The organism is Clostridium sp. LY3-2, from assembly GCF_024705715.1.
Lineage (GTDB): Bacteria > Bacillota > Clostridia > Clostridiales > Clostridiaceae > Clostridium.
Genome location: NZ_JAMDLQ010000025.1, coordinates 1 through 25,152 on the forward strand (window position 1 = coordinate 1; position 25,152 = coordinate 25,152).

At 28.2% G+C, this 25,152-nt stretch carries 17 protein-coding genes and 4 tRNA genes; 17 read left to right on the forward strand and 4 right to left on the reverse strand.

Annotation, left to right across the window (positions count from 1 at the left end; genetic code table 11):
- The first annotated feature begins 110 nt into the window (after positions 1–110).
- From M4I33_RS08325 to M4I33_RS08365, 9 genes are all read left to right on the forward strand, one after another.
- A tRNA-Ser gene (locus M4I33_RS08325) sits at positions 111–201 on the forward strand.
- 126 nt (positions 202–327) lie between these two features.
- Positions 328–888, forward strand: a complete 561-nt coding sequence (locus tag M4I33_RS08330) for a hypothetical protein (protein ID WP_257916354.1) — start codon at positions 328–330, stop codon at positions 886–888.
- Between the two features lie 101 nt (positions 889–989).
- Positions 990–1,080 (forward strand) — tRNA-Ser (locus M4I33_RS08335).
- A 33-nt stretch (positions 1,081–1,113) separates the two neighbouring features.
- Positions 1,114–1,204 (forward strand) — tRNA-Ser (locus tag M4I33_RS08340).
- Between the two features lie 110 nt (positions 1,205–1,314).
- Positions 1,315–1,656: a hypothetical protein gene (locus M4I33_RS08345; protein WP_194192046.1), complete on the forward strand. Its 342-nt coding sequence runs from the start codon at positions 1,315–1,317 to the stop codon at positions 1,654–1,656.
- 85 nt (positions 1,657–1,741) lie between these two features.
- Positions 1,742–5,212, forward strand: coding sequence for a helicase-exonuclease AddAB subunit AddB (addB, locus tag M4I33_RS08350; RefSeq protein ID WP_257916355.1), 3,471 nt, complete (start codon positions 1,742–1,744; stop codon positions 5,210–5,212).
- Positions 5,193–8,891, forward strand: coding sequence for a helicase-exonuclease AddAB subunit AddA (gene addA, locus M4I33_RS08355; protein ID WP_257916356.1), 3,699 nt, complete (start codon positions 5,193–5,195; stop codon positions 8,889–8,891). The genes addB and addA overlap by 20 nt, the downstream gene beginning before the upstream one ends.
- Before the next feature lie 220 nt (positions 8,892–9,111).
- Positions 9,112–10,113 (forward strand): glycosyltransferase family 2 protein, encoded by a 1,002-nt coding sequence (locus tag M4I33_RS08360; RefSeq protein ID WP_257916357.1) that lies wholly within the window; start codon positions 9,112–9,114, stop codon positions 10,111–10,113.
- Positions 10,113–10,580 (forward strand): GtrA family protein, encoded by a 468-nt coding sequence (locus M4I33_RS08365; protein ID WP_257916358.1) that lies wholly within the window; start codon positions 10,113–10,115, stop codon positions 10,578–10,580. The genes M4I33_RS08360 and M4I33_RS08365 overlap by 1 nt, the downstream gene beginning before the upstream one ends.
- A 14-nt stretch (positions 10,581–10,594) precedes the next feature.
- Here the strand turns inward: M4I33_RS08365 and M4I33_RS08370 are convergent, their stop codons facing one another.
- Both M4I33_RS08370 and M4I33_RS08375 read right to left on the reverse strand, forming a co-directional pair.
- Positions 10,595–11,941, reverse strand: a complete 1,347-nt coding sequence (locus M4I33_RS08370; RefSeq protein ID WP_257916359.1) for a CCA tRNA nucleotidyltransferase — start codon at positions 11,939–11,941, stop codon at positions 10,595–10,597.
- 59 nt (positions 11,942–12,000) lie between these two features.
- Positions 12,001–13,164 carry a L,D-transpeptidase gene (locus tag M4I33_RS08375; protein WP_257916360.1) on the reverse strand — a complete coding sequence of 388 codons (1,164 nt, stop codon included), beginning with the start codon at positions 13,162–13,164 and terminating at the stop codon, positions 12,001–12,003.
- A 147-nt stretch (positions 13,165–13,311) separates the two neighbouring features.
- Between M4I33_RS08375 and M4I33_RS08380 the strand changes: the two genes are divergently transcribed.
- The 3 genes from M4I33_RS08380 to M4I33_RS08390 all read left to right on the forward strand — a co-directional run bounded on the left by M4I33_RS08380 (position 13,312) and on the right by M4I33_RS08390 (position 18,467).
- Complete coding sequence (locus tag M4I33_RS08380) at positions 13,312–14,100, forward strand: DUF1189 domain-containing protein (RefSeq protein ID WP_257916361.1); 789 nt, start codon at positions 13,312–13,314, stop codon at positions 14,098–14,100.
- A gap of 63 nt (positions 14,101–14,163) precedes the next feature.
- Complete coding sequence (locus M4I33_RS08385; protein ID WP_257916362.1) at positions 14,164–15,351, forward strand: exonuclease SbcCD subunit D; 1,188 nt, start codon at positions 14,164–14,166, stop codon at positions 15,349–15,351.
- Between the two features lie 5 nt (positions 15,352–15,356).
- Complete coding sequence (locus tag M4I33_RS08390) at positions 15,357–18,467, forward strand: AAA family ATPase (RefSeq protein ID WP_257916363.1); 3,111 nt, start codon at positions 15,357–15,359, stop codon at positions 18,465–18,467.
- Positions 18,468–18,542: 75 nt separating this feature from the next.
- Here the strand turns inward: M4I33_RS08390 and rbr are convergent, their stop codons facing one another.
- Both rbr and M4I33_RS08400 read right to left on the reverse strand, forming a co-directional pair.
- Complete coding sequence (gene rbr / locus M4I33_RS08395) at positions 18,543–19,118, reverse strand: rubrerythrin (RefSeq protein ID WP_257916364.1); 576 nt, start codon at positions 19,116–19,118, stop codon at positions 18,543–18,545.
- Between the two features lie 66 nt (positions 19,119–19,184).
- A complete protein-coding gene (locus M4I33_RS08400) occupies positions 19,185–20,060 on the reverse strand; it encodes a DegV family protein (RefSeq protein WP_257916365.1) in 876 nt (291 codons plus the stop codon).
- Between the two features lie 182 nt (positions 20,061–20,242).
- Between M4I33_RS08400 and M4I33_RS08405 the strand changes: the two genes are divergently transcribed.
- From M4I33_RS08405 to M4I33_RS08425, 5 genes are all read left to right on the forward strand, one after another.
- Complete coding sequence (locus tag M4I33_RS08405) at positions 20,243–21,100, forward strand: sensor histidine kinase KdpD (protein WP_257916366.1); 858 nt, start codon at positions 20,243–20,245, stop codon at positions 21,098–21,100.
- A 56-nt stretch (positions 21,101–21,156) separates the two neighbouring features.
- Positions 21,157–21,231: transfer RNA gene (locus M4I33_RS08410), tRNA-Arg, on the forward strand.
- A 203-nt stretch (positions 21,232–21,434) separates the two neighbouring features.
- Positions 21,435–22,247, forward strand: a complete 813-nt coding sequence (locus M4I33_RS08415; RefSeq protein ID WP_257916367.1) for an ABC transporter permease — start codon at positions 21,435–21,437, stop codon at positions 22,245–22,247.
- 24 nt (positions 22,248–22,271) lie between these two features.
- Positions 22,272–23,450, forward strand: coding sequence for an ABC transporter ATP-binding protein (locus M4I33_RS08420; protein ID WP_257916368.1), 1,179 nt, complete (start codon positions 22,272–22,274; stop codon positions 23,448–23,450).
- An 11-nt stretch (positions 23,451–23,461) separates the two neighbouring features.
- Positions 23,462–25,141 (forward strand): CDP-glycerol glycerophosphotransferase family protein, encoded by a 1,680-nt coding sequence (locus tag M4I33_RS08425; protein ID WP_257916369.1) that lies wholly within the window; start codon positions 23,462–23,464, stop codon positions 25,139–25,141.
- Positions 25,142–25,152: the final 11 nt, after the last annotated feature.

Sequence of the window (25,152 nt, forward strand, 5' to 3'; positions counted from 1 at the left end):
TTGGTTTAAGGCACCGGTCTTGAAAACCGGCGTACCTTTGCGGGTACCCAGGGTTCGAATCCCTGTCTCTCCGCCAGTTTTAATCTTTACATTTAAAACGTAAGGCACATGGAGAATTACTCAAGTGGCTGAAGAGGCGCCCCTGCTAAGGGCGTAGGTCGGGCAACTGGCGCCCGGGTTCAAATCCCGGATTCTCCGCCAAAAAACACCTAACTATAGTTAGGTGTTTTTTTATTATAATTTTATAAGTAAAAAATATATAAACAGTATACTTTTTACAATTATTTCTTCGAGTATATAATTATAAGTAATAAAGGGGGGAGAATTTTGAAAAAAGTTTTAATATCATGCATAAGCATTATTATGCTATCAGCTTTAATATTAACAGGATGTGGTGATAAGGATTTATCTATTAAAAGATTATTTGACGATCTAAAGACAGGGAATATAGAAGATGCTAGAAGTCTTATAGTAAGCCCTAATATGGAAAGTATATTTGGTAATGTAAAATTAGACTTAGTAAAGTCAGATTTAGGGAAAGAATATTATAGTCATATATCATTTGATATGTCTGATGTTAATATAAAAGATGATACAGCATCAGCTACAGTAAAATTTACTTATCCAGATATGGAAAAGGAAGTAGATAAAGCTAGTAAAGAAGTATCTAACGTTAAAAATCCAAAAGATATAAAAGATTTTAATAAATTAGTTATTTCAAAAGTAACTGCTAATTTAAAATCAGGAAATTTTGATAAAAAAGAGAGCAATTTAGAAATGAGATTTGAAAAAGGGATAAATGAATGGTTAATAAAAGATAATAATGAGTTAAATAATATTATTTTTGACGAGTTGAATTTAGTTAATGAGTCATTGATTCCAGATTAATAATAAAAAGACAAGTATATATATCAAAAAATAAGTAAAATTTCAAAAAAACTGTTGACAGTAAAGAATTACATTGATATAATCATACTTGTCTTTGATACGGAGAGATGGTCGAGTTGGTTTAAGGCACCGGTCTTGAAAACCGGCGTACCTTTGCGGGTACCCAGGGTTCGAATCCCTGTCTCTCCGCCATTTAAATATTTAAATTTAAAATGTAAGGCACATGGAGAATTACTCAAGTGGCTGAAGAGGCGCCCCTGCTAAGGGCGTAGGTCGGGCAACTGGCGCCCGGGTTCAAATCCCGGATTCTCCGCCAGAAACATCTAACTTAAGTTAGATGTTTTTTTTATATAAATAATTAAAATATAGCAAGTGGTTTAAAATATAGAAGTGTACTATAATTAAAAATAAAGGAGCTGAAGTTTTATGAAAGAAAAATTAATTGATATATTTATGGGAATTGCAATAGTTGTAATAGGATTAGCTTTCTTAGGTGAAGCATTAGGTTTTTGGGATGTATCATTATTTGATGGTTGGTGGACATTATTTTTAATAATACCAGCAGCTATAAATATATTTAAAAATGGATTTAAAATATTAAACTCAGTTACACTTTTTATAGGTGTTTCACTTTTATTAAGAGCACAAGGAATATTTAGAAATGTAAATTCAGGATTATTATTATTTAGTGTATTACTTATAATAATTGGAGTAGATAAAATTTCAGATATTATAAAGGGAAAAAATAAAAATAATAGAATAAATTAATATATAGCCTACTCAAGATAATAGAGATTGAGTAGGCTTTATTTTTGATATAATTATAATAAATAAAAGTATAGGAGATAAATTTATGGGAATTAGATTTATTTATGGTAGAGCAGGTTCAGGTAAGACTAGATTCTGCTTAAATCAAATAACTAAAAAGATTAATGATGAAAAACAAAATAGATTAATAATGATAGTTCCAGAACAATATACCTTTCAAACAGAAAAAGATTTACTCGCTTTAGCTGGAGAAAAGGCTTTATTAAGAGCGGAAGTTTTGAGTTTTAAAAGAATGGCACATAGAGTTTTTGAGGACGTTTCTGGAAGAGTCCACAAAACAATGAAAGATGAAGGTAAGAGTATGCTTATCTATAAAATATTAGAAGAAAAGGGAGAAGACTTAGAGTATTTTAATAAGATTTCAAAAAAACAAGGTTTTATAGGGATAGTATCAAAAACTTTAACTGAGTTTAAGAAATATAATATTTCCAAGGAAATTTTGATAGAAGGTGCAGAAAAAACAGAGGATCTAGAATTAAAAGAAAAACTTATAGATTTATCAGAGCTATTTGATGATTATAACGAGAAAATAAAAGATAATTTTATAGATAGTGATGATGAACTTACTATATTAGCTAAAAAATTAAAATATTCAAAGCTTTATGAGGGCGCTGAGATTTGGATAGATGAATTTACAACATTTACGCCTCAGCAGATGGAAGTTATAAAAGAACTTGCAAGTGTATCAGATAAGATAAACATAACTTTATGTATGGATAGAAATTCTGTTAATAAAGATGAAGTTACAGATATATTTAATGCAATAAGTACAACTGAAAAAAGAATAGTTAAAATGATGGAGGAAAATAATATAGGTTATTTAGAACCTATTGATATAAATAAAGGAACTCCTTATAGGTTTAGAGATTCTAAAGAGCTTTCTCATATAGAAAAACATTTCTTTTCATATCCTTTTAAAATATATAAAGGGGTAAATGATTCTCTAAGACTTTATAAAGCTAATAATAGTTATGATGAAATAGATATGGTAGCTAGGGATATAGTTAGGCTAGTAAGAGATAGAGGTTATAGGTATAGAGATATCTCTGTAGTTTGTAGAGATATAGATTTATATGAAAAGGTGGCATCTGTAATATTTAATCAATATGATATTCCATATTTTTTAGATAAAAAGATAGAGGTATTAAGTAACCCATTAGTTATATTAATAATTTCAGCTTTTGAAATATATATTCAAAACTGGTCTTATGAAAGTGTATTTAAATATCTAAAGAGCGGACTTATTAAAATAGATAGAGATTATGTAGATAAATTAGAAAACTACGTTTTAGCTCACGGAACAAAGGGGAATAGATGGAAAAGTAAAGAAGTAAATGCAGGGTTTTGGGACTCAGAAGATATTTATGAAAATCCTGATGAATTAGAAATAAAAGAAATTATGGAAGATATAAGAGAACCTTTATTAAAGTTCCACAAAGAAATAAAAGGAGAGAAAACTGTTAGAGAGATATGCGTTTCTATATATGAGTTTTTGGTGGATTTAGATGTATTTAGTACAGTAGATTTATTTATAGAAAAATTCACAAAAGAAGGGTTAGAAAGCAAGGTTAAAGAGTACGAGCAAGTTCCGTCTATTGTTATGGAAGTTTTAGACCAGGCTGTAGAAGTACTCGGAAAAGATAAGATAACAGTTTATGATTTTTATAAGGTTTTAAACACTGGCTTTGAAAATAAGGAGATTGGAGTAATTCCAGTAGCTTTAGACCAAGTCAATATAGGAGACATAGCAAGGATTAAAGGAAGAGACGTTAGAGCTTTATATATAATTGGTGTTAATGATGGAGTACTACCTTCAGCTAGCAAAGACGAAGGTATACTTTCAGATTTAGATAGAGACAACTTAAAAGAAATGGGGATAGATTTAGCTCAAACCACAAAATCAAGAGCCTTTGAGGAACAATTTATGGTATATACAGCTCTTACTATAGCTAGTAGATATATGATGATAACTTATCCTATGGCTGACTTTGAAGGTAAGTCTTTAAGACCTTCTATAATAATTCCTAGATTAAAAAGAGTTATAAAAAATCTTAAAGAAGAAAGCGAAATTTTTAACTATGCAGAGGAAAATGATAAGTTTGATAAAGTAACAACTAAAATACCTACCTTTAATGAGCTTATACTAGCGCTTAGAAGGCAATGCGATAGAGAAGATATAGATAGTTATTGGAATGAAGTTTATACTTGGTTTTCTAAGGAAGAGGATTATAAAGAAAAGATAGATTTAATAGTAGATGGAGCTTATTACACTAATTTAGGAGATAAGATAAATAAATCTAAGATAAGGTCATTATATGAAAATGAGTACGGAAATTTAAGATTTGATGTATCTAGATTAGAAAAGTATGCTCAGTGTCCTTTTTCATACTTTGTAAAGTATGGATTAAAGGCAAAGGATAGAAAGATATATGAGTTTTCGTCTCCAGACCTTGGATCTTTTATGCATGAAATATTAGATAAGTTTACTAAAAAAATAAAAGACGAAAATATTTCTTGGTCTGATTTAAATAAAGAAAAATGCAAATCAATAGTAGATCATTTAATAAATACTAAATTAAACGAAGAGAGCAATTCTATATTAAACAGTACTAAGAGATATAAATACTTCACTGATAGATTTAAAAGAGTAATAACAAGGTCTGTAACTGTTATTTCAGAGCAGATGAAAAGAGGAGAGTTTGAAGTATTTAAAAATGAATTTGCTTTTGGAACCAGTGATGGGTTAGAGCCTATAAAACTTGATTTACCATCAGGAGATAGGGTAAGCCTTACAGGAAGGATAGATAGAATAGATAAACTAGATATGGATGGTGAAACGTATCTTAGAGTAATAGATTATAAATCAGGGTCTAAGGAGTTTGATTTAAATGAGTTATATTACGGACTTCAAATGCAACTATTAGTTTATTTAGATGCCCTAATAAAAGATTCAGAGCACTTCTTAAAAACTGGGGCTGTTCCTGGGGCTATACTTTACTTTAAAATAGATGACCCAATAATTAAAAGTAAAGATGATATGGATATAGAAGAGGTGGAAAAAGAAATACTTAAAAAGCTTAAGATGAATGGTCTTTTATTAAAAGATGCAAAGCTTGTAAGGGCTATGGATAGGAGTATGGATACAGTTTCTCTTATAATTCCAGCTGCATTTAAAAAAGATGGAGATTTTAGTAGCAGAGGTTCATCAGTTGCAACAGAGGAGCAGTTTGACCTTTTAAGAAAATATGTAAATGAAAAAATGGTAGAGCTTTGTGAAGATATGTTAAGCGGCAAGATAAAAATAGAACCTACAAAGACTCCTAAAATGGCATATTGTGAATACTGCGATTATTCTTCTATATGTCAGTTTGATACTAGTATAAAAGATAATAAATACAAAATAGTACTTAAAAAGAGTGATGATGATTTGTGGAATAAGATAGATGAAAAGGTTAATGGAAAGGAGGAGATTTTAGGTGGGGACAAAGTGGACTAAAGAACAACAATTAGCTATAGATACTAGAAGGTGCAACTTATTAGTAGCGGCAGCTGCAGGTTCTGGAAAGACAGCGGTATTAGTTGAAAGAATCATAAAGATAGTAACTAATGAAGAGAACCCTGTTGATATAGATAGGTTATTAGTAGTTACTTTTACAAGTGCTGCAGCTTCAGAGATGAGAGAAAGGATAGCATTTGCTATAACTAAGGCACTAGAAGAAAACCCAAGTTCAACTGTATTACAAAAGCAATTAACGCTTTTAAGTAGGGCAAATATAACTACTATGCACTCATTTTGCTTAGATGTTATAAAAAATAATTTTCACACTATAGATTTAGATCCAGCATTTAGGATAGGTGATGAAACAGAAGGAGTTTTACTTAAAAATGAAATTATAGATGAACTTTTTGAAGAACTTTACGAAATTGAAGATAAGGAATTTTTAGATTTAGTTGAGGCTTATTCTAGCAGTCGTGATGATTTAAGATTAAAAGAAATAGTTTTAGACTTATTTAAATTCTCTATGAGTGGTCCTTGGCCTGAAAAATGGCTTTATGATAAAGCGGAAGAGTTTAATTTAAATTCTATAGAAGATTTAGATAAAACAGATTGGCTTAAGGTAATTTCAGAAAATACAGCTATAGAGATAGATAGTTATATAAATACTTATATGAAATGTATAGAGATTATTAATTCTGTAGAAGGGTTAGACCCGTATCTTCCAAGCTTTAATGATGAATTAACTGGATTAGTTAATTTAAGAGGAAATATAGAAAATGGTTTAATAAGTATAAATGAGAGCTTATTAAGAGTTACATTTGGAAGATTAAAAACAGTTAAGAAAACAGCTGTAGGGGATGAAAGTTCTTTAGAGTTTGTTAAAAAATCTAGGGATGGAATAAAGAAAAAGATAGAAGAACTTAAAAAGACTTTTTCTATGAAGCCAGAAGAGGTTTTAAATGGAATTAAAATTTGCTATCCATTTATGAAAAAACTAGCTTGGTTAACTTTAGAATTTAGTAAAAGGTTTAGTGAAAAGAAAAAAGAAAAAAATATATTAGATTTTAATGATTTAGAACATTTATGCTTAAAAATCCTTATAGAAGATAGAAACGAAAATGAAGTAAGACCATCAAAGGTAGCTATTAAATTTAGAGAGTATTTTGATGAAGTTTTAGTAGATGAATATCAAGATTCTAATAACGTTCAAGAGGCTATAATAGATTTAGTTTCAAGAAAGCATTTAGATAATCCAAATGTATTTATGGTTGGAGATATAAAACAAAGTATCTATAAGTTTAGGCAAGCTAAGCCAGAGCTATTTTTAAGAAAATATAACTCTTATAAAAGAGAAGAAGGTTTTAATGATAGAGTTATACAGCTTTATAAGAACTTTAGAAGTAGGGAAGAAGTTATAAATGGATGTAACTTTATATTTAAACAAACTATGTCTTTAAGTGTTGGGGATTTAGAATACACTGACGAGGAAGCTTTAAATTTAGGAGCAAGTTTTAAAGACGCAGAAAAAGATACTACTGTTGGAGGGCCTTTAGAACTTCATATATTAGATAAAAATGATACCGGTTCTTTTGATGATGAGGAAGATGATATAGATTCAATAAATCTAGAAGCTAGGGTAGTAGCTAAAAGAATAAAAGAGCTTATGAATAATTCAGAAGATGAAAAGTTTAGAGTAGTAGACAAAGAAACTGGAGAATACAGACCTCTTAAATATAAAGATATAGTAATACTTTTAAGAGCTACTAAAAACTTCTCAGATGTTTTTGTTGATGAATTAGGCTTAGAAGGGATCCCAGTTTACGCAGATACAGGCTCAGGATATTTTGAATCTATAGAAATAAGAACTATAATGTCTCTTCTTAAAGTTATAGATAATCCAAGGCAAGATGTTCCTATAATAGCTACTCTAAGGTCGCCTATAGTAGGGTTTAATTCAGAGGAACTTGCAGATATAAGGATGATAGATAAAAGTAAGTATTTTTATGAAAATATTTTATCTATAGCAAATGGTGAAGCTTCTGTATCTAGTAAATTATTAAAGGGATGCAAAAAATTTATAGAGAATCTTGAACTTTGGAGAGATAAGGCGATTTATATGCCTATAGATGAATTTATTTGGTATTTATATATGACTACTGGGTATTTCGGCTATGTAGGTGCTATGCCAAACGGAGTTTTAAGGCAGGCGAATTTAAAAATATTATTCCAAAGAGCTAAGCAATACGAATCTACAAGCTTTAAAGGTTTATTTAATTTTATAAACTTTATAAATAAGCTTAGAAAATCATCAGGAGATATGGGAAGTGCTAAGATTCTTGGAGAAAATGAAGATGTAGTTAGAATAATGAGTATCCACAAAAGTAAGGGGTTAGAGTTTCCTGTAGTTTTTGTAGCTGGTAGTGGAAAACAATTTAACCTTATGGATTTAAATAATCCTGTTTTATATCATGATGATTTAGGGTTTGGACCAGATTGTATAGATTTAGAAAAAAGATTAAGTTATCCGACTATTGCTAAAGAAGCTATAAAGAAAAAAGTTAGACTTGAAACTCTATCAGAGGAAATGAGAATACTTTATGTTGCATTTACTAGAGCAAAAGAGAAACTTATAATAGTTGGTTCAGCTAGGGATATAGATAAAACTGTGGAAAAGTGGTATAGTGCAGCTAATATTTTAGATAGTAGGGTATCAGAGTCAGAAGTGCTTAAAGGTAAATCATATCTAGATTGGGTTGGAATGGCGCTTTGCAAGCATAAAGATGGAGAAGTTTTAAGAAATAAAATAGGAGTTTCTTTAGGGGCTATAGTTGTTGATAACTCGATGTGGAAAGTTAAGCTGTGGGAAAAATCAGAGTTGTCTGTGGAAAAAACTTTAGAGGATGTGGATGAAATTGCAATAGATAACACCTTTATAAGATGTCCAAGTGCAGATATAAGTGAAGAAATTAATCACAGGTTAGGATATAAATATCCTTTTAGTGAAATAACTACTATTAAGAGTAACTATTCAGTTTCAGATTTAAAGAAAGCAAATATAGATAGCATTGAATATTATGAAGGTGAAAGTCTTTATAAAGAAAAGCTAACTGTAAAACCAAACTTTATGAAAGAAGAAAAAGGTCTATCAGGTGCTGAAAAAGGTACGGCAGTTCACTTTGTTATGCAAAAAATAGACTACGATAGAATAGAAAATATAAACAGCATAAAAGAGCAACTAGAAGAAATGTATGATAGCGAACTTATAAGCAAAGAAGAATTAGAAGCCGTTAACCCTTTTAAGATACAAAAGTTCTTTAAAAGTGATATAGGAAAAAGACTTTTAAAAGCTTTTAAAAATAATAAAATGATTCATAGAGAATTACCTTTCTTTACAGAAATATCAGTAAAAGAATTAAATAATGATATTTCTGATAGTTTAAAAGACGAAAAGGTAAGACTTCAAGGAGTTATAGATTTATTTTTTGAAGAGGATAACGAGATAGTTTTAGTTGACTACAAAACAGATTACGTTAAAGATAACGTAAAAGAAGAGATGGAGAAAAAGTATAGGATTCAATTAAATTATTATAAAGAAGCTTTAGAAAAAATAACTGGAAAGAAAGTTAAAGCTAGTTACCTTTATTTATTTTATTTAGAAAAAGAGATAGAAATATAAATAAAAAAGAAATGAGCTAGAAAGTTTAGCTCATTTCTATAATGATTTAAATGTTTAAAGAGAAATTTCTTAATAAAATATGAGTAATTAAGGTGACGTATTGATGTTAAAATCCATTGTGATATAATGTTATAGACATTTAAATTTATGTAATATTTTAGAAAAATTTAGAAAAAACTAAATTAAAATAATACACGTTTATTTCGAAAGGAAAGTTAAAATGAAAAAATTATCTATAATTATACCTATGTATAATGAAGAAGAATCGTTGCCACATCTTTATAAAAGATTAGATAAACTAGGAGAAAGTATTCCAAACTACGAATTAGAATTCTTATTTGTTAACGATGGAAGTAAGGATAGTTCTTTGGACATAGTAAAAGCCTATAGAAAAAGTGATAACAGAGTTTGTTACTTAAATCTTTCTAGAAACTACGGAAAAGAAGTTGCTATGGGAGCAGCTTTTGATTACGTTACAGGAGATGCAGTAGCAATAATAGATGCAGATTTACAAGATCCGCCTGAACTTATAATAGATATGCTTAAATATTATGAAGAAGGTTATGATGATGTATTTGCAAAAAGAAGAAGCAGAGACGGCGAAACGTGGCTAAAGAAGTGGACTTCAAAAAAGTTTTATAAGATTCTACAATCTGTATCAAAAGTACCAATTCAAACAGATACAGGGGATTTTAGACTTTTAAGCAGAAGAGCAATAGAAGCACTTAGAGCATTCCCAGAAAAACAAAGATACACTAAAGGAATGTTTAGTTTAATAGGATTTAAGAAAAAAGATATAGAGTTTGACAGAGACCCAAGAGTTGCAGGTGAAACTAAATGGAATTACTTTAAATTAATAGATTTAGCTATAGAAGGTATAACTTCATTTACAACTGCACCACTTAGATTATCAACTATAATAGGAACTATAACAGCATTTTGTGCCTTTGTTTATATGATATATACAGTAGTTAAAACTTTAGTTACAGGTGTTGACGTACCAGGTTATTCAAGCCTTATATGCGTAATGCTATTTATCGGAGGAATTCAACTTATATTCTTAGGAATAATAGGAGAATACTTAGGTAGAATATTTACAGAAGTTAAGAGAAGACCTTTATACTTTATTGATGAATATTCAGGAACTGATAACTCTAAATCACCTATTACGAACGAAATAACTAAAAACTGTGATACTAAAATAGAGAGGGACTTTGAATAATGGAAAAGGGTTCAGCTAAAGTAGAAGAATCAAAAAAAGTAGCTAAGTTTGCTATAGTAGGTGTTTTAAATACTCTTATAAGTTGGGTATTATTTATTGTTTTAAATTGGCTTGGAGTATATTACTTAGCAGCAAACATAATTGCAAACAGTATAGCTGTTGTTCATAGTTATTTATGGAACTCTATTTGGGTATTTAAATACAAAGGTTCAGCTAAAGCTAAGCTTAAAGCATCTATAAAATTTATTCTTTTAAATGTTGTAGGAATAGGTATAAATGCTTTAATAATGTATGTAGCTGTTGACTTCTTTAATCTAAATAAACTTATTGCTATGGTTGTAGCTACAGGATTTGTTATGGTATTAAATTATGTAGTTAATAGACTTTGGGTTTTCAAAGAAGAAGTAGAAGAAGTTATTGAAGAACTTGATGAAGTAAAAGAAGAATTAGACGAATTAAAACATTAAAAAAAACCTTAGGATTAATTTCCTAAGGTTTTTATATATTTAGTAGCATTTTCTAAAAGAATAGGATATGAATTTAAAGAAGGGTCATCTATTACTAAACTTAAAAGGTGATTTAAGATTTCTCCTATTATTTTAGAGGGCTTAATATTTAATTCTTTAATTAATGCGCTTCCATCGATATCTAAATCTTTTATAGAAATAGGTTCTTTTAAATTTATTATCTCGATAGCCTTTTCTTTCATAATATAAAATTTAGCTAGAGGTTCTTTATTTATAGCTAAAGATTTTATATCTGCTTCTTGAAGAGAAAAAAGATTATAAATATCATCTAAAGAAACTCTACCTATAAGTCTTTTAATAGCGCCTTTAGTAGGAGGGTCTAAAACATTCATATGTTCTCTAACTAGTTTTGAGACTCTGTCTATAGTCTTGTTATCAAATTTTAAGCGTCTTAAAGCTTTTTTAGTTATTTTTTCTCCTACTGTGTTATGACCATAAAATCTACCTTTGTTGTTTTCATCAAAGAAGAAAGAATCAGGCTTACCTATATCGTGAAATAACGCAGATAACCTAACTATTAAATCATTTGGAGTATTTTCTACAACTGATAGTATGTGTGAAAAGACGTCTTCATTATGATAAGGGTTGTGCTGATTAAAACCTACAGTTGGAACTATTTCAGGAAGTACATACTCTAAAAGATTAAGTTCTTTTAGAAGGTTTAATCCTTTTTTAGGGTTTTTTGAAATAAGTATTTTAGTAAGTTCATCTCTAATACGTTCAGCGCTTATATTTTTTAAAAGTTCTTTATTCTTTTCTATAGATTTTAAAGTCTCATCTTCTATAGAAAAATCTAATTGAGATGAAAATCTAATTGCGCGAATCATCCTTAAAGCATCTTCTTTAAATCTTTTATCTGGATTGCCACAAGTTCTGATAAGTTTTTTATTTAAATCTTCTTTTCCGTTGAAAAAATCTAAAAGACCTATTTTTTTATTGTAAGCAAAAGCATTTATAGTAAAATCTCTTCTAGATAAATCATCTCTTATATCAGTTACAAATTTAACACTATCTGGTCTTCTATTATCTTTGTAGTCACCATCTTTTCTGTAAGTTGTAACTTCAAAGGGCTCAGGGCCTATTAAAACTGTAACTGTTCCGTGTTTAAAGCCTGTTGGTATAGTTTTATTAAAAAGACTTATAGTATCGTTTGGCAAGGCAGAAGTTGCTATATCATAGTCTTTTGGAGTTTTTAAAAGAAGAGCATCACGAATGCAACCTCCAACCATAAAGGCTTCAAAACCATTTTTATAAAACTCATCTATTATAAATTGAACATTTTCTGGAATAAAGATATTCATATAATTCCTCCTAAAAAATAACCTTATCTTTTATTATAAAAGATAAGGTTATTATAACACTAATTAATTATTACCTTTGTTCCTTTTGGGATGTTATCAAATATCCATTTAGCATCATCTAAATTTAATCTAATACACCCGTGAGAAGCTGGTGTTCCTAAAGTATAATCTACTACTGTTTTAGCATCTTTTCCGTAAGGAAGGGAGTGGAATAAATAATCGCCTTTAAATTGAGTATAGTATTTTCCACCTTGACCGTACTTTTCAGAGAAGAACCAGTTTCCTTTTTCACGAATATCAAATACACCACTAGGGGTTTCTCTTCCTTTTATACCTGTAGAACAAGGCATTTCCTTTTCTAAGCTCCAATCATTTACCTTACCGTTATAGATATAAGTCTTTTGAGAGGGTTGGTCTACAAATATAAGGTAGGGAGTAAGACTTTCAACCCAAAGTGAATTTATATTTGAAGTTGAAATACTAGTTATTATATTAGAAGTTTGAGCTGAAGGCTCTTTTTTAGTTGTAGTATTTAGATATTCATCCTTTTGTTTTTTAAGTTCATCTATCTTGTTTAAGACATCTTTATCGTTTTTTAAGACATCTAAATTATTTTCTAAAAGTGTTATAGCTTTAGTATAATAATCATTCTTTGAAAGGTTTGAAGCTTCTTTTAAGATTGCTTCTTTTAAAGAACTCATACTTTTATCTATATAATTAGTTGAAGTAGAGTAAGATAAATCATCTTTAGGTATAGAACTTAAAGTTTCTATAGCTTCTTTAAAGTTACCTTTTTCAAATTCAGATATACCTTTAGTTAAAATAGAATTATCACTAATATTATTAGAAATTACAGATAAAGTATCAGTAACTTCTGTTTTAGCTAAATTATATTTATTAATTTCGTTTGCTATTATAAAAGCATCATCAGAATTTAAAGTTTTAGATTCAAGTCCTTTATTTACTTCTTCTAATTTTTCTCTAAAATAATTTGATAAGTTATTTTCAAGGAGTATCTCTCTAAAAAGATTAAAGTTACAGTTTTCAGATAAATAATTACTAGCTGTGTTAAATTTATTATCGTTAAAATAACTTTTATACTCTGTTAAAAATGACTTATACTTAAAGCCTTGAAGCGATAATATTATTAATATTGTAGCAATAGTTAATAATAATGCCGTAAGGGATTTTTTATATTTAACTTTTATATCTTTAAATTTCATAAACTCGCCTCCTAAACGTGATATATTAGAATTATTGACAAGTAAAAAATCTTTTAAACAAGCAAATATAAAATTTATAATGTTTAACTAATATGATAAGATATATATGTAAAATATTCAAAATAAGATAATTAAAGGAGAAGAGACGTGAAGAGGGATAACTTTTTTATAAAATTAAAAAACAATCTGTACAACTTAAAAACATTTCCTAAATACGTAAAAGAAGGTTTCGGTCGTGCAGTTTTATATGGATTTATATTATTTTTAATAGTAAGTGCGATTCAAGGAGTATACATAGGATACAAAGTAAATGAAGCCACTAGCAAAACAATAACTGAATTAGAATCATCAAAAAATGAGTTCAGTATTAAAGATGGAGTTTTAAACTTAAGTGAAGCACCAATAAAGGTTGAAGAAGCTGGAGCATTAGTTTATGCAGATAATAAAATAGATTTAAATAATGCATCAGAATTAAAAAATCAATATCCTAGTAAAGGTGCTTATGTTTTAATACTTAAAGATGGGCTAGAAATAGAAGGTGGAGGAATGAATCAGACTTTTAAATATACAGATTTATTTCCAAACGGTTTAACTAAACAAAACATAATAGACCAAGTTAAATATACAAGCAAAATTATGATTCCAGTAGCTATTATTATGTTCTCAGTATTTAACCTTATAAATACTATTTTAGATATATTAATAGTAACAGCTATAGGTGTGTTTATAAGTATGGCATTAAGAATAAGAACTAAGTTTAAAGATATGGCATCTTTAACTATATATGCGATGACACCTATATATATATTAGTTACTCCAATCAATATGTTATATAGCACATCATATTCAGATTTACCTCTTATTTTAGGAACAATAGTATTTATATTCTTTATTTTAAGAGATATAAAATCAGATTTAGTGAAGAGAAATAATTAATATAGTAAAATATAAAGGTAGAGATTCATCTCTACCTTATTTTAATTTTTAGGGAGGGTATTTATGAAAATAATTCATACTAGTGATTGGCATATCGGAAAGATTGTAAATGAGATGTCTATGATAGAAGATCAAAAGATAATATTAAATAAATTATTAGAGTTAACTAAAAAAGAAAAACCTGATGTTTTAATAATAGCAGGAGATTTATATGATAGATCAGTACCTCCAGTTGAAGCAGTAAGTCTTTTAGACGAAGTTTTAAGTAAACTAACAGTAGATTTAGGAATAAAAGTAATAGCTATATCAGGAAATCATGATAGTGGTGAGAGAATAAGCTTTAGCAATAAACTTTTAGAAAAGCAAGGATTATATATTGCAGGTGAGTATGAATCTTTATATAAAAAGGTAACATTAAATGATGAATTTGGAGAGGTTAATTTTTATTTAATTCCATATAAAGACCCAGCAATAGTTAGAAAGCTATTAGAAGATAAAGAGATAAGAAATCACAACGATTCTATGAAAGCTACATTAGATATAATAAATAAAGATTTAGATAAGACTAAACGCAACATACTTGTAGGGCATGGATATGTAACTATGAGTAATAAAGAAGAGGATATAACAAGTTATGAAGAAGCTAATATAGAAGTATCAGATTCAGAAAGGCCTTTAGCTATAGGTGGAACTGATATTATTGATGGAAGAATATTTGATGATTTTGATTATGTAGCACTTGGTCATCTTCACGGAAGACAAAAGATAGGAAGAGAAACTATGAGATATTCAGGTTCCCTTCTTAAATATTCTTTTTCAGAAGTAAATCAAAAAAAGGGAGTAGTTGTACTTTCTATAGATAAAGATAAAAAAATAGAAATAGATTTTAAAGAACTTATTCCTATAAGGGATTTAAGAAATATTAAGGGTGAGTTAGATAGCCTTATAGAAGAGGGAAGAGAGTTAAAAGACGGAAGAGATGATTACATTCAGGCTATATTAACTGACGAGGGTGAACTTATAGACCCTATGAACAAAATAAGGGCAGTTTATAAAAACACTATGATAATAACTAGAGAAAATAAAAGAGATAACTCTAATTTAGATTCTGCTAAAGAAGGCTTTAAAGTAAAATCAGAAGAGGAACTTTTCAAAGAGTTTTATGAAAACTTCGGTAATAGCGAGTACGATGATATTAAGGAAGATATCATAAAGGAAGTAATAAATGAAGTATTAAAAGAGGAGGTGTAGATAGGATGAGACCAACAAAACTTACAATATCAGCGTTTGGGCCTTATGGAGATACTCAAAAGCCCTTAGATTTTACAGAACTTAACGGACAAAACATATTTGTTATAACAGGTAAAACTGGAGCGGGTAAAACTACTATATTTGATGCTATATGTTATGCCCTTTACGGAGAGGGGAGCGGTGAACTAAGAACAGATGCTGAAAAGCTTAGAAGTGATTTTGCAACTTTAAAAGACGAAACCTTTGTTGAACTTGAGTTTGAGTTAAAAGGTGAGATATATAAAATAAGAAGAAGTCCAACTCAAGAGAGAGCAAAACAAAGAGGCGAAGGAACTACTATAAAAAAAGCTGAAGCAGAGCTTTTAATGCCTGATGGTAAGGTTATTACAAAGCCAAAGACAGTAGATTCAAAGCTTATAGAGATATTAGGGATAACTAAAGACCAGTTTAAACAAATAGTTATGCTACCTCAAGGTGAATTTAAAAAACTATTAGTAGCACCTTCTAAAGATAAAGAAGAAATATTTAGAAAAATATTTAACACATACAACTTTAAAAAGATTCAAATCAAACTAGAAGATAGAGCGAGGGAATTAAGAAAAGAAACAGAAGAATTAAGAACTAAGATGGGGGCTTTTATAAGTAATATTAAAGGTGAACATAATATTATTAATGATGAGTATATGGACTTCATTAAAGTTATAGGAGACCTTAAAATTCTTATAGATGAAGAAGAAAAAACATATAAAGAAAACAAAAAAGAATTAGATAGTTTAAAAAAAGATATAGATTTATTAAAGGAAAAAAAGATAGAAGCTCAAAACGAGAAAAAGCTTTTAGAAGATAGAGAGTTAACTGAAAAGAAATTAGAAGAATTAAAATTAAGGGAAAAAGATATAGAAGAAAAAACTGTTATTTTAAAAAAGATAGATTTAGCAAAAGAAATAAAATTTAAAGAAGATAAAAATACAGAAAATGAATTAAAACTTGAAAAAAGATATGAGGAAAATATAAATTTATCTAAAGAAATTGAAAAAAATAAAGAAATATTAGTAAGATTAGAAAATCAGGTTTTAATTGAAGAATCAAAGGAACCTAAAAGAAAAGAAATAACTATAGAAATATCAAAGCTTAAAGATATAAAACCAAAAATCTTAGAGTTTGATAAGGTAAAAGATTTAGTAAAAGAGAAGTTAAGTGAGCAAACCTCTTTAATTAAAGAAAAAGAAAAGAATAAAAAGCTTATAGAAGAATCTAAAATAAAAAAAGAAGATTTAGAAGATAGATTTAAAAATATAAGTAATTTAGAGATAGAAAAAGCAAATCTAGAAAAAGAAAATAATGAAAGAAATGCTGAAATAGTAAAACTTAGAGATGCATATAAGATAGTTGAAAGATACGAAAAAGCAAAAACAAATCACGAAGAAAAAAGTAAAGGTATTAAAACAAAAGAAGAAAAGTATTTAAAGATAAAAGAAAAATACGAAAAAACGCAAGATATCTTTATGAAAGAAAAGGCTGGTGTTTTAGCTAAAGGATTAGAAGAAAATAAACCTTGTCCTGTATGCGGTTCTTTAAACCATCCAAGCCCAGCAATTTTAACAAATGAAGCTATAACAGAAGAAGCTTTAGAAAAAGCAAAAGAGCTATTTGAAAAAAATAGAGAAGAATGGAACGCTTATCTAAACCAACTTGAAATTTTAAATAATAATATTAAAATTTCTAAAAAAGATATGGATGAGTTTTTAGAAAGCTTTAATAAAAGCATATATAAAGATGGGATTTTAGAGGAATTCTTAGAAAAAGGGAAGAAAGTCTCAAAAGAAATAAAAAATATAGAAGATAAAATTAAAAGCTTAGATGAAGAAATAAAAAATAAATCTAAATTAGAAGAAGAAGTTAAAAAAACTATAGCTTTTATAAAAGGATTAGAAGAGAAGCTTGAAAATATAAATAATAAAGATAGCATTTTATCTGGAGTTATAGGTGAAATAAAATCAAAATATGAAGCTTTAAAAGAGGAGATTCCAAAAGATATAATTTCTTTAGAAATATTAGAAAATAAAATATTAGAAAAAGAAAATGAACTAAAGAATTTAGAATTACTCTTAAAAAAATCTATAGAAGATAGAGATAACTCTAAAATAAAATTAAATAAATTAGAATCAGAAAAAGTTCAAGGAATTAAAATAATAGATGAATTAAAAAAAGAAATAGAATCTTTAAATTTAGAAATAAAAAAAGATATATTAGAAAAAGGATTTGAATCTAAAGAAGAATATGAAAAAATAAAATCATTTATATCAAGTGCTTTAAAAATAAAAGAAGATATAGATAGATACATTATAGAATTAAACCAAACTATAGGTAAGAAAAAGGATTTAGATGAAAAGTGTAAAGATTTAAAAAATATAGATATAGAAGAAGTAAAGGAAAAATTAGATATCCTTTTAGATAAAGAAAAAGATCTTGATAAGTTAAGAGAAGAAGAGATATCTATCCTTAAAAATAACAAAACTATGCTTAAAAACATAGAAGATTTAAACTCAAAGTTTGAAGATTCGGGAAAAGAGTATAAAGTTATCGGAGAACTTGCAAACACTACTAGCGGTAAGTCAGCACCTTATATAAGTTTTGAAAGATACGTTTTAGCATCTTATTTTGAAGATATTATAGATGCTGCAAATATTAGATTAAAGAAGATGACAAACAGTAGATATAAATTAATAAGAAAAACAGATAAAGCAAAGGGTGCAGGTGCTAAAGGATTAGATTTAGATATAATAGATGCAAATACAGGAAAAGAAAGAGATATAAGTTCAATATCTGGTGGAGAAAGTTTTAAGGCATCACTTTCACTAGCGCTAGGACTGTCAGATATAGTTCAAGAATCATCAGGAGGAGTATCCCTTCAAACTATCTTTATAGATGAAGGTTTTGGTACTTTAGATGATGAGTCTTTAGAAGCTGCAATTTCAACTCTTTTAGACTTACAAAGTGCAGGTAGACTTGTTGGAGTAATATCTCATAGAGAAGAGCTAAAGGAGAGAATAGGGGCTAAATTAGAAGTATCTTCTTCAATTAAGGGAAGCTTTGCTAAATTTAATGTATTTTAAATAAAAAGAGATTACGCTTAGGCGTAATCTCTTTTTTGTATCTGTATATGGTATGTATTAATTTAAACCATGATATTATAAAACTTTTTCAAAGAATCCTATAGGGTGGTGGCAAGACGGGCAAGAAGCAGGAGCTTCTGTACCTTCAAAAATATAACCACAGTTTCTACAACGCCAAGTAATAGGTTTGCTATTTTTATAAAGCAAATCATTACTCATTTCATCGTATAAAGATTTGAATTTAGCCTCGTGGTGTTTTTCGATAGATGCTATAAGCTTAAAAGCTTCAGAAACTTCTAAAAAACCTTCCCGATTTGCTATGTCTCCATATTCAGGGTACACAGATCCCCATTCATGATGCTCACCCTCTGCGGCATATTTTAAATTATCTAAGGTGCTACCAATTCCTATAGGAAAACCTGAATCAACAGTTATAATATCATGACTAAATCCTTTAATTATTAAGTCATAAAAGACTTTAGCATGAGCTCTTTCATTATCTGCAACTTCTAAGAAAACTGCTTCTACTTTTTTGTGACCTTCCTTTTTTGCTTTTTCAGCATAAAAAGTATATCTATCCCTAGCTTGAGCTTCGCCAGCAAAAGAGTTAGCTAAGTTTAATAGAGTTTTACTGTTTTTAAGACTTTTCATAAAAATCCCCTTTCTATCTGTAGCTTTTAAGGATAGTTTTAGCTAAGAACTTTGGGATTATTCAATTTAATCTTCTTCTCTATTATTTCCTGTGCAGAATATTGCAAGTGCATTTGCACCTGTGTGGCTACCTATTGCTAAACCTATATAATTTATAACAACTGGTATAGAAAACTCTTCTTTTATCATATCTGATAATTTTAAAGCATCTTCCATACAATCAGCGTGAGAAATATATATAGTTTGATTTTGAGGGTCTACAATTCTATTTTTAATCTCTTCGAAAAGAGTTTTAATAGATTTTTTTCTTCCCTTTACCTTTGAATAGCTAACTAAGCTGCCTTCATTAGAAACTCTTAAAATAGGTTTTATGTTTAGAAGACTTCCAAAAGTAGCAGCTGCACTTGAAATTCTTCCACCTCTTTTAAGGTGATTTAAATCATCTACAGTAAATATATGATTAATTTTATATTTAAAATCATTTAAATATTTTACTGCATCATCTAAAGTATAACCTGAATCTCTTAATTTGCAAGATTCCATTACTAGTAAACCGACTCCTAAAGAAGCAGATTTACTATCTATTATTTCAATTTTAGCATTTGGATACTGTTCTAAAGTTTCTTCTTTTGCAATTAAGGCGCTATTATAAGTTCCACTTAAACTAGAAGAAAAACTTACGTATAAAAGCGGTTTTTCAGATTTTGCATATTCTAAAAAAGTTTCTGAAAATCTAAAACTATTTATCTGAGAAGTAGTTGGCATAGTACCTTTTCGTATTTCTTCATAAAAATCAGAATAAGAAAGTGATGTGCCACAGTCTTCAATATAATCTTTATTATTAAAATTACAAATAAGTCCTAAATAGTCTATTGAGTTTTTTTCTATTAAATCCTTTGGTAAATCACAAGATGAATCTGTCAGTATATAAAAATTAGCCATGTTAAAAACCTCCTTTCAGTAAATACTATTAGTATATGAATTTATTTAGTTTAATTATGTAAATTATAACAAAAAAACCACCATAAACATAAGTAAAAAAAGTATTAAATTACATAAAATGGTTGTTACATGTCTTTTTAAATGATAAAATTAGAGATAGTAAGAAGTTAGGGGATGTTACTATGAATGAAGAAATAGATAAATTATTAGATAGCCTTAACGAAATAGAAGATAAAGAAATTGCAAAACAATTAGAAGAAATAATTAAAGTTAATAAAGATGGTGAAAATTTTATAATAAATTTATCTCATGATTTAAGAACACCTATAAATATTATTATAAGTGTGGTACAACTATTACTTAGTAGAGATAATATAAAAAAAGATTTAAAAACTGTAGAATATCTTGATATATTAAGAAGAAATAGCTATAAGTTATTAAAACTTGCAAATAATATGGTAGACGCAGCTAAAATATCAAATAATTGCTACAAGATACATAAAGAAAATATAGAAGTTATAAGTTTTATAGAAAACTTAATAATATCAATAGATAAATATGCAAAGCAAAAAAATATAGATATAATTTTTGATACAAACAAAGAGGAAGTAATTATAGGGATAGATCCGGACGCATTAGATAGAATTCTTATAAATATAATTTCAAACTCTATTAAATATTCTAAAGAAAATACAAGTATATTTGTTAATGTGTTTGCTAAAAATGATTATATAAATATTCATATAAAGGATTCAGGTAGAGGAATAAGTAGTGATAAGTTAGAACTAATATTTAACAGATACGAACAAGCAGAAGATTCAGATAGTAAGATGGGCTCTGGTATAGGATTAGATTTAGTAAAGGGGCTAGTCTACGCCCAAAATGGTAAAATAGATATAGCTAGTGTAATTAACGTTGGAACAGAGATAATTTTAAAATTCCCTAACAAAAAAGAAGTAAATATAAGAGAAAGTAAGAAAATGAACAGTGATGACAAAATTCAACAGTTAGAAATAGAATTTTCCGATATATATCTTTAATTTAATTTGCACTTACATTAGATTTATGTTAATATTATGCTGTTAAAGGCTAATAAGGAGCGTTAGTTAAATGGATATAACTTACCGCTACGGACGGTACATTATGGGTTCGATTCCTATACGCTCTACCAAATACTTAAAAACTGTTGTTTTGAAGTATTTTTTTTATTTAAAAGTTAAGAGTTTTTAAATAAATACACATAGAAATTGTGGTATAACTTAAAATAGGTGAATTGATATCTTTAAAATGTGATATAATTTAGCTAGTTAACGATACATAACCTTATGTTATTTAGAAAATTAAATAGAAGGTGAATTTAGAAGGAGAAGACTTATGAATTTCTTAGAAAGCTTAAAATTAGTATGGCGTGAGCATATATGCAATTATAAGCAAATATTCCAAATGGCTCAAAAAGATCTTAAGAAGCAGTTTTCTGGAACTGCCCTTGGAATAGCGTGGCCTATTATTAAAAACCTAATATTTGTTTTTGCTTATTGGTTTACAATTCAAGTTGGATTAAAGGGTGGAAAAAGTCCAGAGCATGTACCTTATATGGCATGGCTTGTAGTAGGACTACTACCTTGGTTCTTTATAAGAGATACTTTAGTTCCAGCTGCAAGTTCAATAAGAAAAAATAAATATTTAGTTACTAAGATGGTTTTTCCAGTGTCTACAATACCAACTTTTAAAGTATTGTCAGCATTCATTAGTAGTTTTATGTTTGTAGGGATAGGATTTTTAGTATGTTTTGCATATGGTATATTTCCGAATATTTACTGGATTCAAATAATTTATTATGCAGTAGCAGCGGGAATTTTATTAGTTGCGATATCTTTAACTACGTCAGCGTTAGTTGTTGTAAGTAGAGATTTAGAGTTTTTATTAAACTCTATAATCGTATTAATATTCTGGGTGAGTCCAATTTTATGGCCAATCGAAAATTTACATGGAACTATAAAAATGATAGTAAAATTAAACCCATTTTTCTATATCATAGAAGGATTTAGAGAATCTATGCTCTATGGAAAGTGGTTCTTCGAAAGTCCAGTTTTAACAGCTTATTTCTGGGCAGTTGTAATAATTTTATTTGTAATCGGTATATTTATCCATGGTAAATTAAGAGATTACTTTGCAGACATTTTATAATGTTTATAGAAGGAGATTATAATTATGTACGCTATCAAATTAAATAATATATGTAAAACATATAGAATATATCAAAAACCTTTTAAGAGAGTTATGGATTTAATATTCAATAAAAAAAACTATATTGAATATGACGCTCTTACAAATATAGATGTTAATATTGAAAAAGGAGAAGCTGTCGGAGTTTTAGGTAAAAACGGGGCAGGTAAATCTACTCTTTTAAAAATAATAACAGGTGTAGTAGCACCGACTTCAGGTAGCTGTGAAATTGAAGGTAAGATTTCAGCTATACTTGAGTTAAATTCAGGATTTGATGACGAATTAACAGGATATGAAAATATATTTGTTAAAGGGGCTATACTAGGTTATACAAAAAGCGAGATAGAAGCTAAAGTCGAAGATATTATAGACTTTGCTGATATAGGTGATTATATATATCAACCAGTTAGAACTTATTCAAGCGGAATGAAATCAAGATTAGGATTTGCTATTTCTGTTAATGTCGATCCAGATGTTTTAATAGTTGACGAAGCGTTAGCTGTAGGAGACGATATTTTTAAAACAAAATGTTTAAGAAAAATGAGTGAATTTAGAAAATCTGGTAAAACAATATTTTTCGTAAGTCACTCTCTTTATACAGTATCATCTTTTTGTACTAAATGTATGTGGATTAAAGATGGTCACTTAATAGATTACGGAGATACTTGTGATATACTCCCTAAATACGAAACATTTTTAAAAGAAGAAAAAGCAAAAGAAACTAAAAAGAAAAAGACAGAAAAGAAAACAGCTATCGATAAGAAAGACTTTATAGAAGTTAAGAACTTTAAATTTAAAGATGGTTCTAAATTTAAATATAAAGATTATATAGAATATTCATTTGATTACATCATAAAGCAAGAAATGCCAGGATTAAAATGGTCATTTACTATAAGAGATGCAGATACAAATGAGATATATAGCAGTGATAAAATGGAAGAATCATATTTAGTTCAAAATGATTTGGGGGAACATTCTATCAAAATAAGATTAAAGCCTGATTTATTACCAGGAAAGTATATGCTTTCAGGAGAACTTAGAGAGGGTACAGGTATTTTCTTTGTAGGATATTCAAACAAGAGAAGCTTTGAAGTTACAGGAAAAGAAGATACTTCTGGTAAGGGAATAATATATGTTGAACACGAATTAATTTCTAATAATTAGGAGAGTAAATTATGAAAAGAGTTCTTGGATATATAGACGAATTAGAGTGGGTCGATGAAACAGGTCGACTGTATCTTGGCGGGTATGCCTTCGTTGAGGGAGAATCTATAAATTTAGACCACAGAGTTAAAAAATCACTTATTATAAAAAATAAAGAGAAAAAGTATTATATTCCTGCACAAAACGTTTTTAGAAGCGATATAACAGAACAGTGTGGAGAAGGTAAATACAATTACGATTACTCAGGTTTTTACGGGTTTATAGACTTAGAATTTATTGATAATATGGGACCTTTATCACAAGGTACGTGGGAGATATCAATATATATAAATGCTAACGGTGAAGAAATAGAGCACCCTTTAAATTATTTAGGAGACCCTAAAGTTAAAAAGCAAAAATTCTTAGCTTTAAATAGTTATAAAAGAGCTAAAAGTTTAAGAATAAAGGGTTCTAAAGGAAGACTTGTTGTAGAATCTATAAATAAAAAGGTTTCTTTAAAAGAATATTTCAAGCTTGTAAAAAGTCAAAGTAAAACAGTTAAAAAGTTTAAAAAATACATTAAAAAACAAAAAAGAAAGCTCGGAAATAAATCTCTACAATTTGTATACTTCTTTACTAAAAGAATGAAAATAAGAAATAATAGAGTAGTATTTTTATCAGATAGTAGGGTTGATTTTTCAGGTAACTTTGAATTTATTCATAAAGAACTTTTAAGTAGAGGTGGATATGAGATAAATCATATACTAAAACCTAGTATAACGGCACCTAGAAGCTTAAAAGATATGTATTCTTTAGTTTATTATATTTCAACTAGCAGGTACATCTTACTTGATGATTACTATCCTCAAATATACAAATTTAAAATCAGAGAAGGCGTTGATGTTATTCAATTATGGCATGCAACAGGAGCTTTTAAAACTTTTGGATTTAGTAGACTTGGTAAAAAAGGTGGTCCAAAGGCAAGGTCTAAAAACCACAGAAACTACACTAAGGCTATAGTTAGTTCTGAATCAATAAGATCTCATTACGCTGAAGCTTTTGGAATTTCAGAAAGTTCAGTAGTTTCAACTGGTGTGCCTAGAACAGATATATTCTTTGATGAAGAATATAAAGATAAAACTATAGAAACTTTATATAGCAAATATCCTAGTTTAAAGGATAAAAAAGTTATATTATTTGCACCAACATTTAGAGGGAATGGACAAAAGTCAGCTTATTATGATTTTGATAAATTCGATTTAGAAAAATTAAGAAAAGAGTTTGGAGAAGACTATAAAGTAATAGTTAAATTACATCCATTTATAAATACTCCATTTGTTATTCCTGATACTTGCAAAGATTTCGTTATAGATTTATCATCTGAAAGAGAAATAAATGATTTATTATTTATAACAGATATTTTAATAACAGATTATTCTTCAGTATGTTTTGAATGTTCATTACTTAAAAAGCCTATGATATTCTTTGCATACGATTTAGATGAATATATAGCAAGTAGAGATTTCTACTATCCTTATGAAACTTTCGTACCAGGACCTATTGTAAAAAATATAGATGGTATGATAAAAGTAATAAAAGAAGAAAATTTTGAACTTGATAAATTAGATAAATTTAGAAAAACATTCTTTGATCAATTTGACGGAAAATCTACTCAAAGAGTTGTTGATCAATTATTAAAGATAGAAGATTAAAAATACTTTTA

Excerpts from the sequence above, each read along its gene's own strand:
- M4I33_RS08345 (WP_194192046.1), top strand. The coding sequence starts at position 1,315 with ATGAAAGAAAAATTAATTGATATATTTATGGGAATTGCAATAGTTGTA.
- addB (WP_257916355.1), top strand. The coding sequence starts at position 1,742 with ATGGGAATTAGATTTATTTATGGTAGAGCAGGTTCAGGTAAGACTAGA.
- M4I33_RS08360 (WP_257916357.1), top strand. The coding sequence starts at position 9,112 with ATGAAAAAATTATCTATAATTATACCTATGTATAATGAAGAAGAATCG.
- M4I33_RS08365 (WP_257916358.1), top strand. The coding sequence starts at position 10,113 with ATGGAAAAGGGTTCAGCTAAAGTAGAAGAATCAAAAAAAGTAGCTAAG.
- M4I33_RS08370 (WP_257916359.1), bottom strand. The coding sequence starts at position 11,941 with ATGAATATCTTTATTCCAGAAAATGTTCAATTTATAATAGATGAGTTT.
- M4I33_RS08375 (WP_257916360.1), bottom strand. The coding sequence starts at position 13,164 with ATGAAATTTAAAGATATAAAAGTTAAATATAAAAAATCCCTTACGGCA.
- M4I33_RS08385 (WP_257916362.1), top strand. The coding sequence starts at position 14,164 with ATGAAAATAATTCATACTAGTGATTGGCATATCGGAAAGATTGTAAAT.
- M4I33_RS08390 (WP_257916363.1), top strand. The coding sequence starts at position 15,357 with ATGAGACCAACAAAACTTACAATATCAGCGTTTGGGCCTTATGGAGAT.
- rbr (WP_257916364.1), bottom strand. The coding sequence starts at position 19,118 with ATGAAAAGTCTTAAAAACAGTAAAACTCTATTAAACTTAGCTAACTCT.
- M4I33_RS08400 (WP_257916365.1), bottom strand. The coding sequence starts at position 20,060 with ATGGCTAATTTTTATATACTGACAGATTCATCTTGTGATTTACCAAAG.
- M4I33_RS08405 (WP_257916366.1), top strand. The coding sequence starts at position 20,243 with ATGAATGAAGAAATAGATAAATTATTAGATAGCCTTAACGAAATAGAA.
- M4I33_RS08415 (WP_257916367.1), top strand. The coding sequence starts at position 21,435 with ATGAATTTCTTAGAAAGCTTAAAATTAGTATGGCGTGAGCATATATGC.
- M4I33_RS08420 (WP_257916368.1), top strand. The coding sequence starts at position 22,272 with ATGTACGCTATCAAATTAAATAATATATGTAAAACATATAGAATATAT.
- M4I33_RS08425 (WP_257916369.1), top strand. The coding sequence starts at position 23,462 with ATGAAAAGAGTTCTTGGATATATAGACGAATTAGAGTGGGTCGATGAA.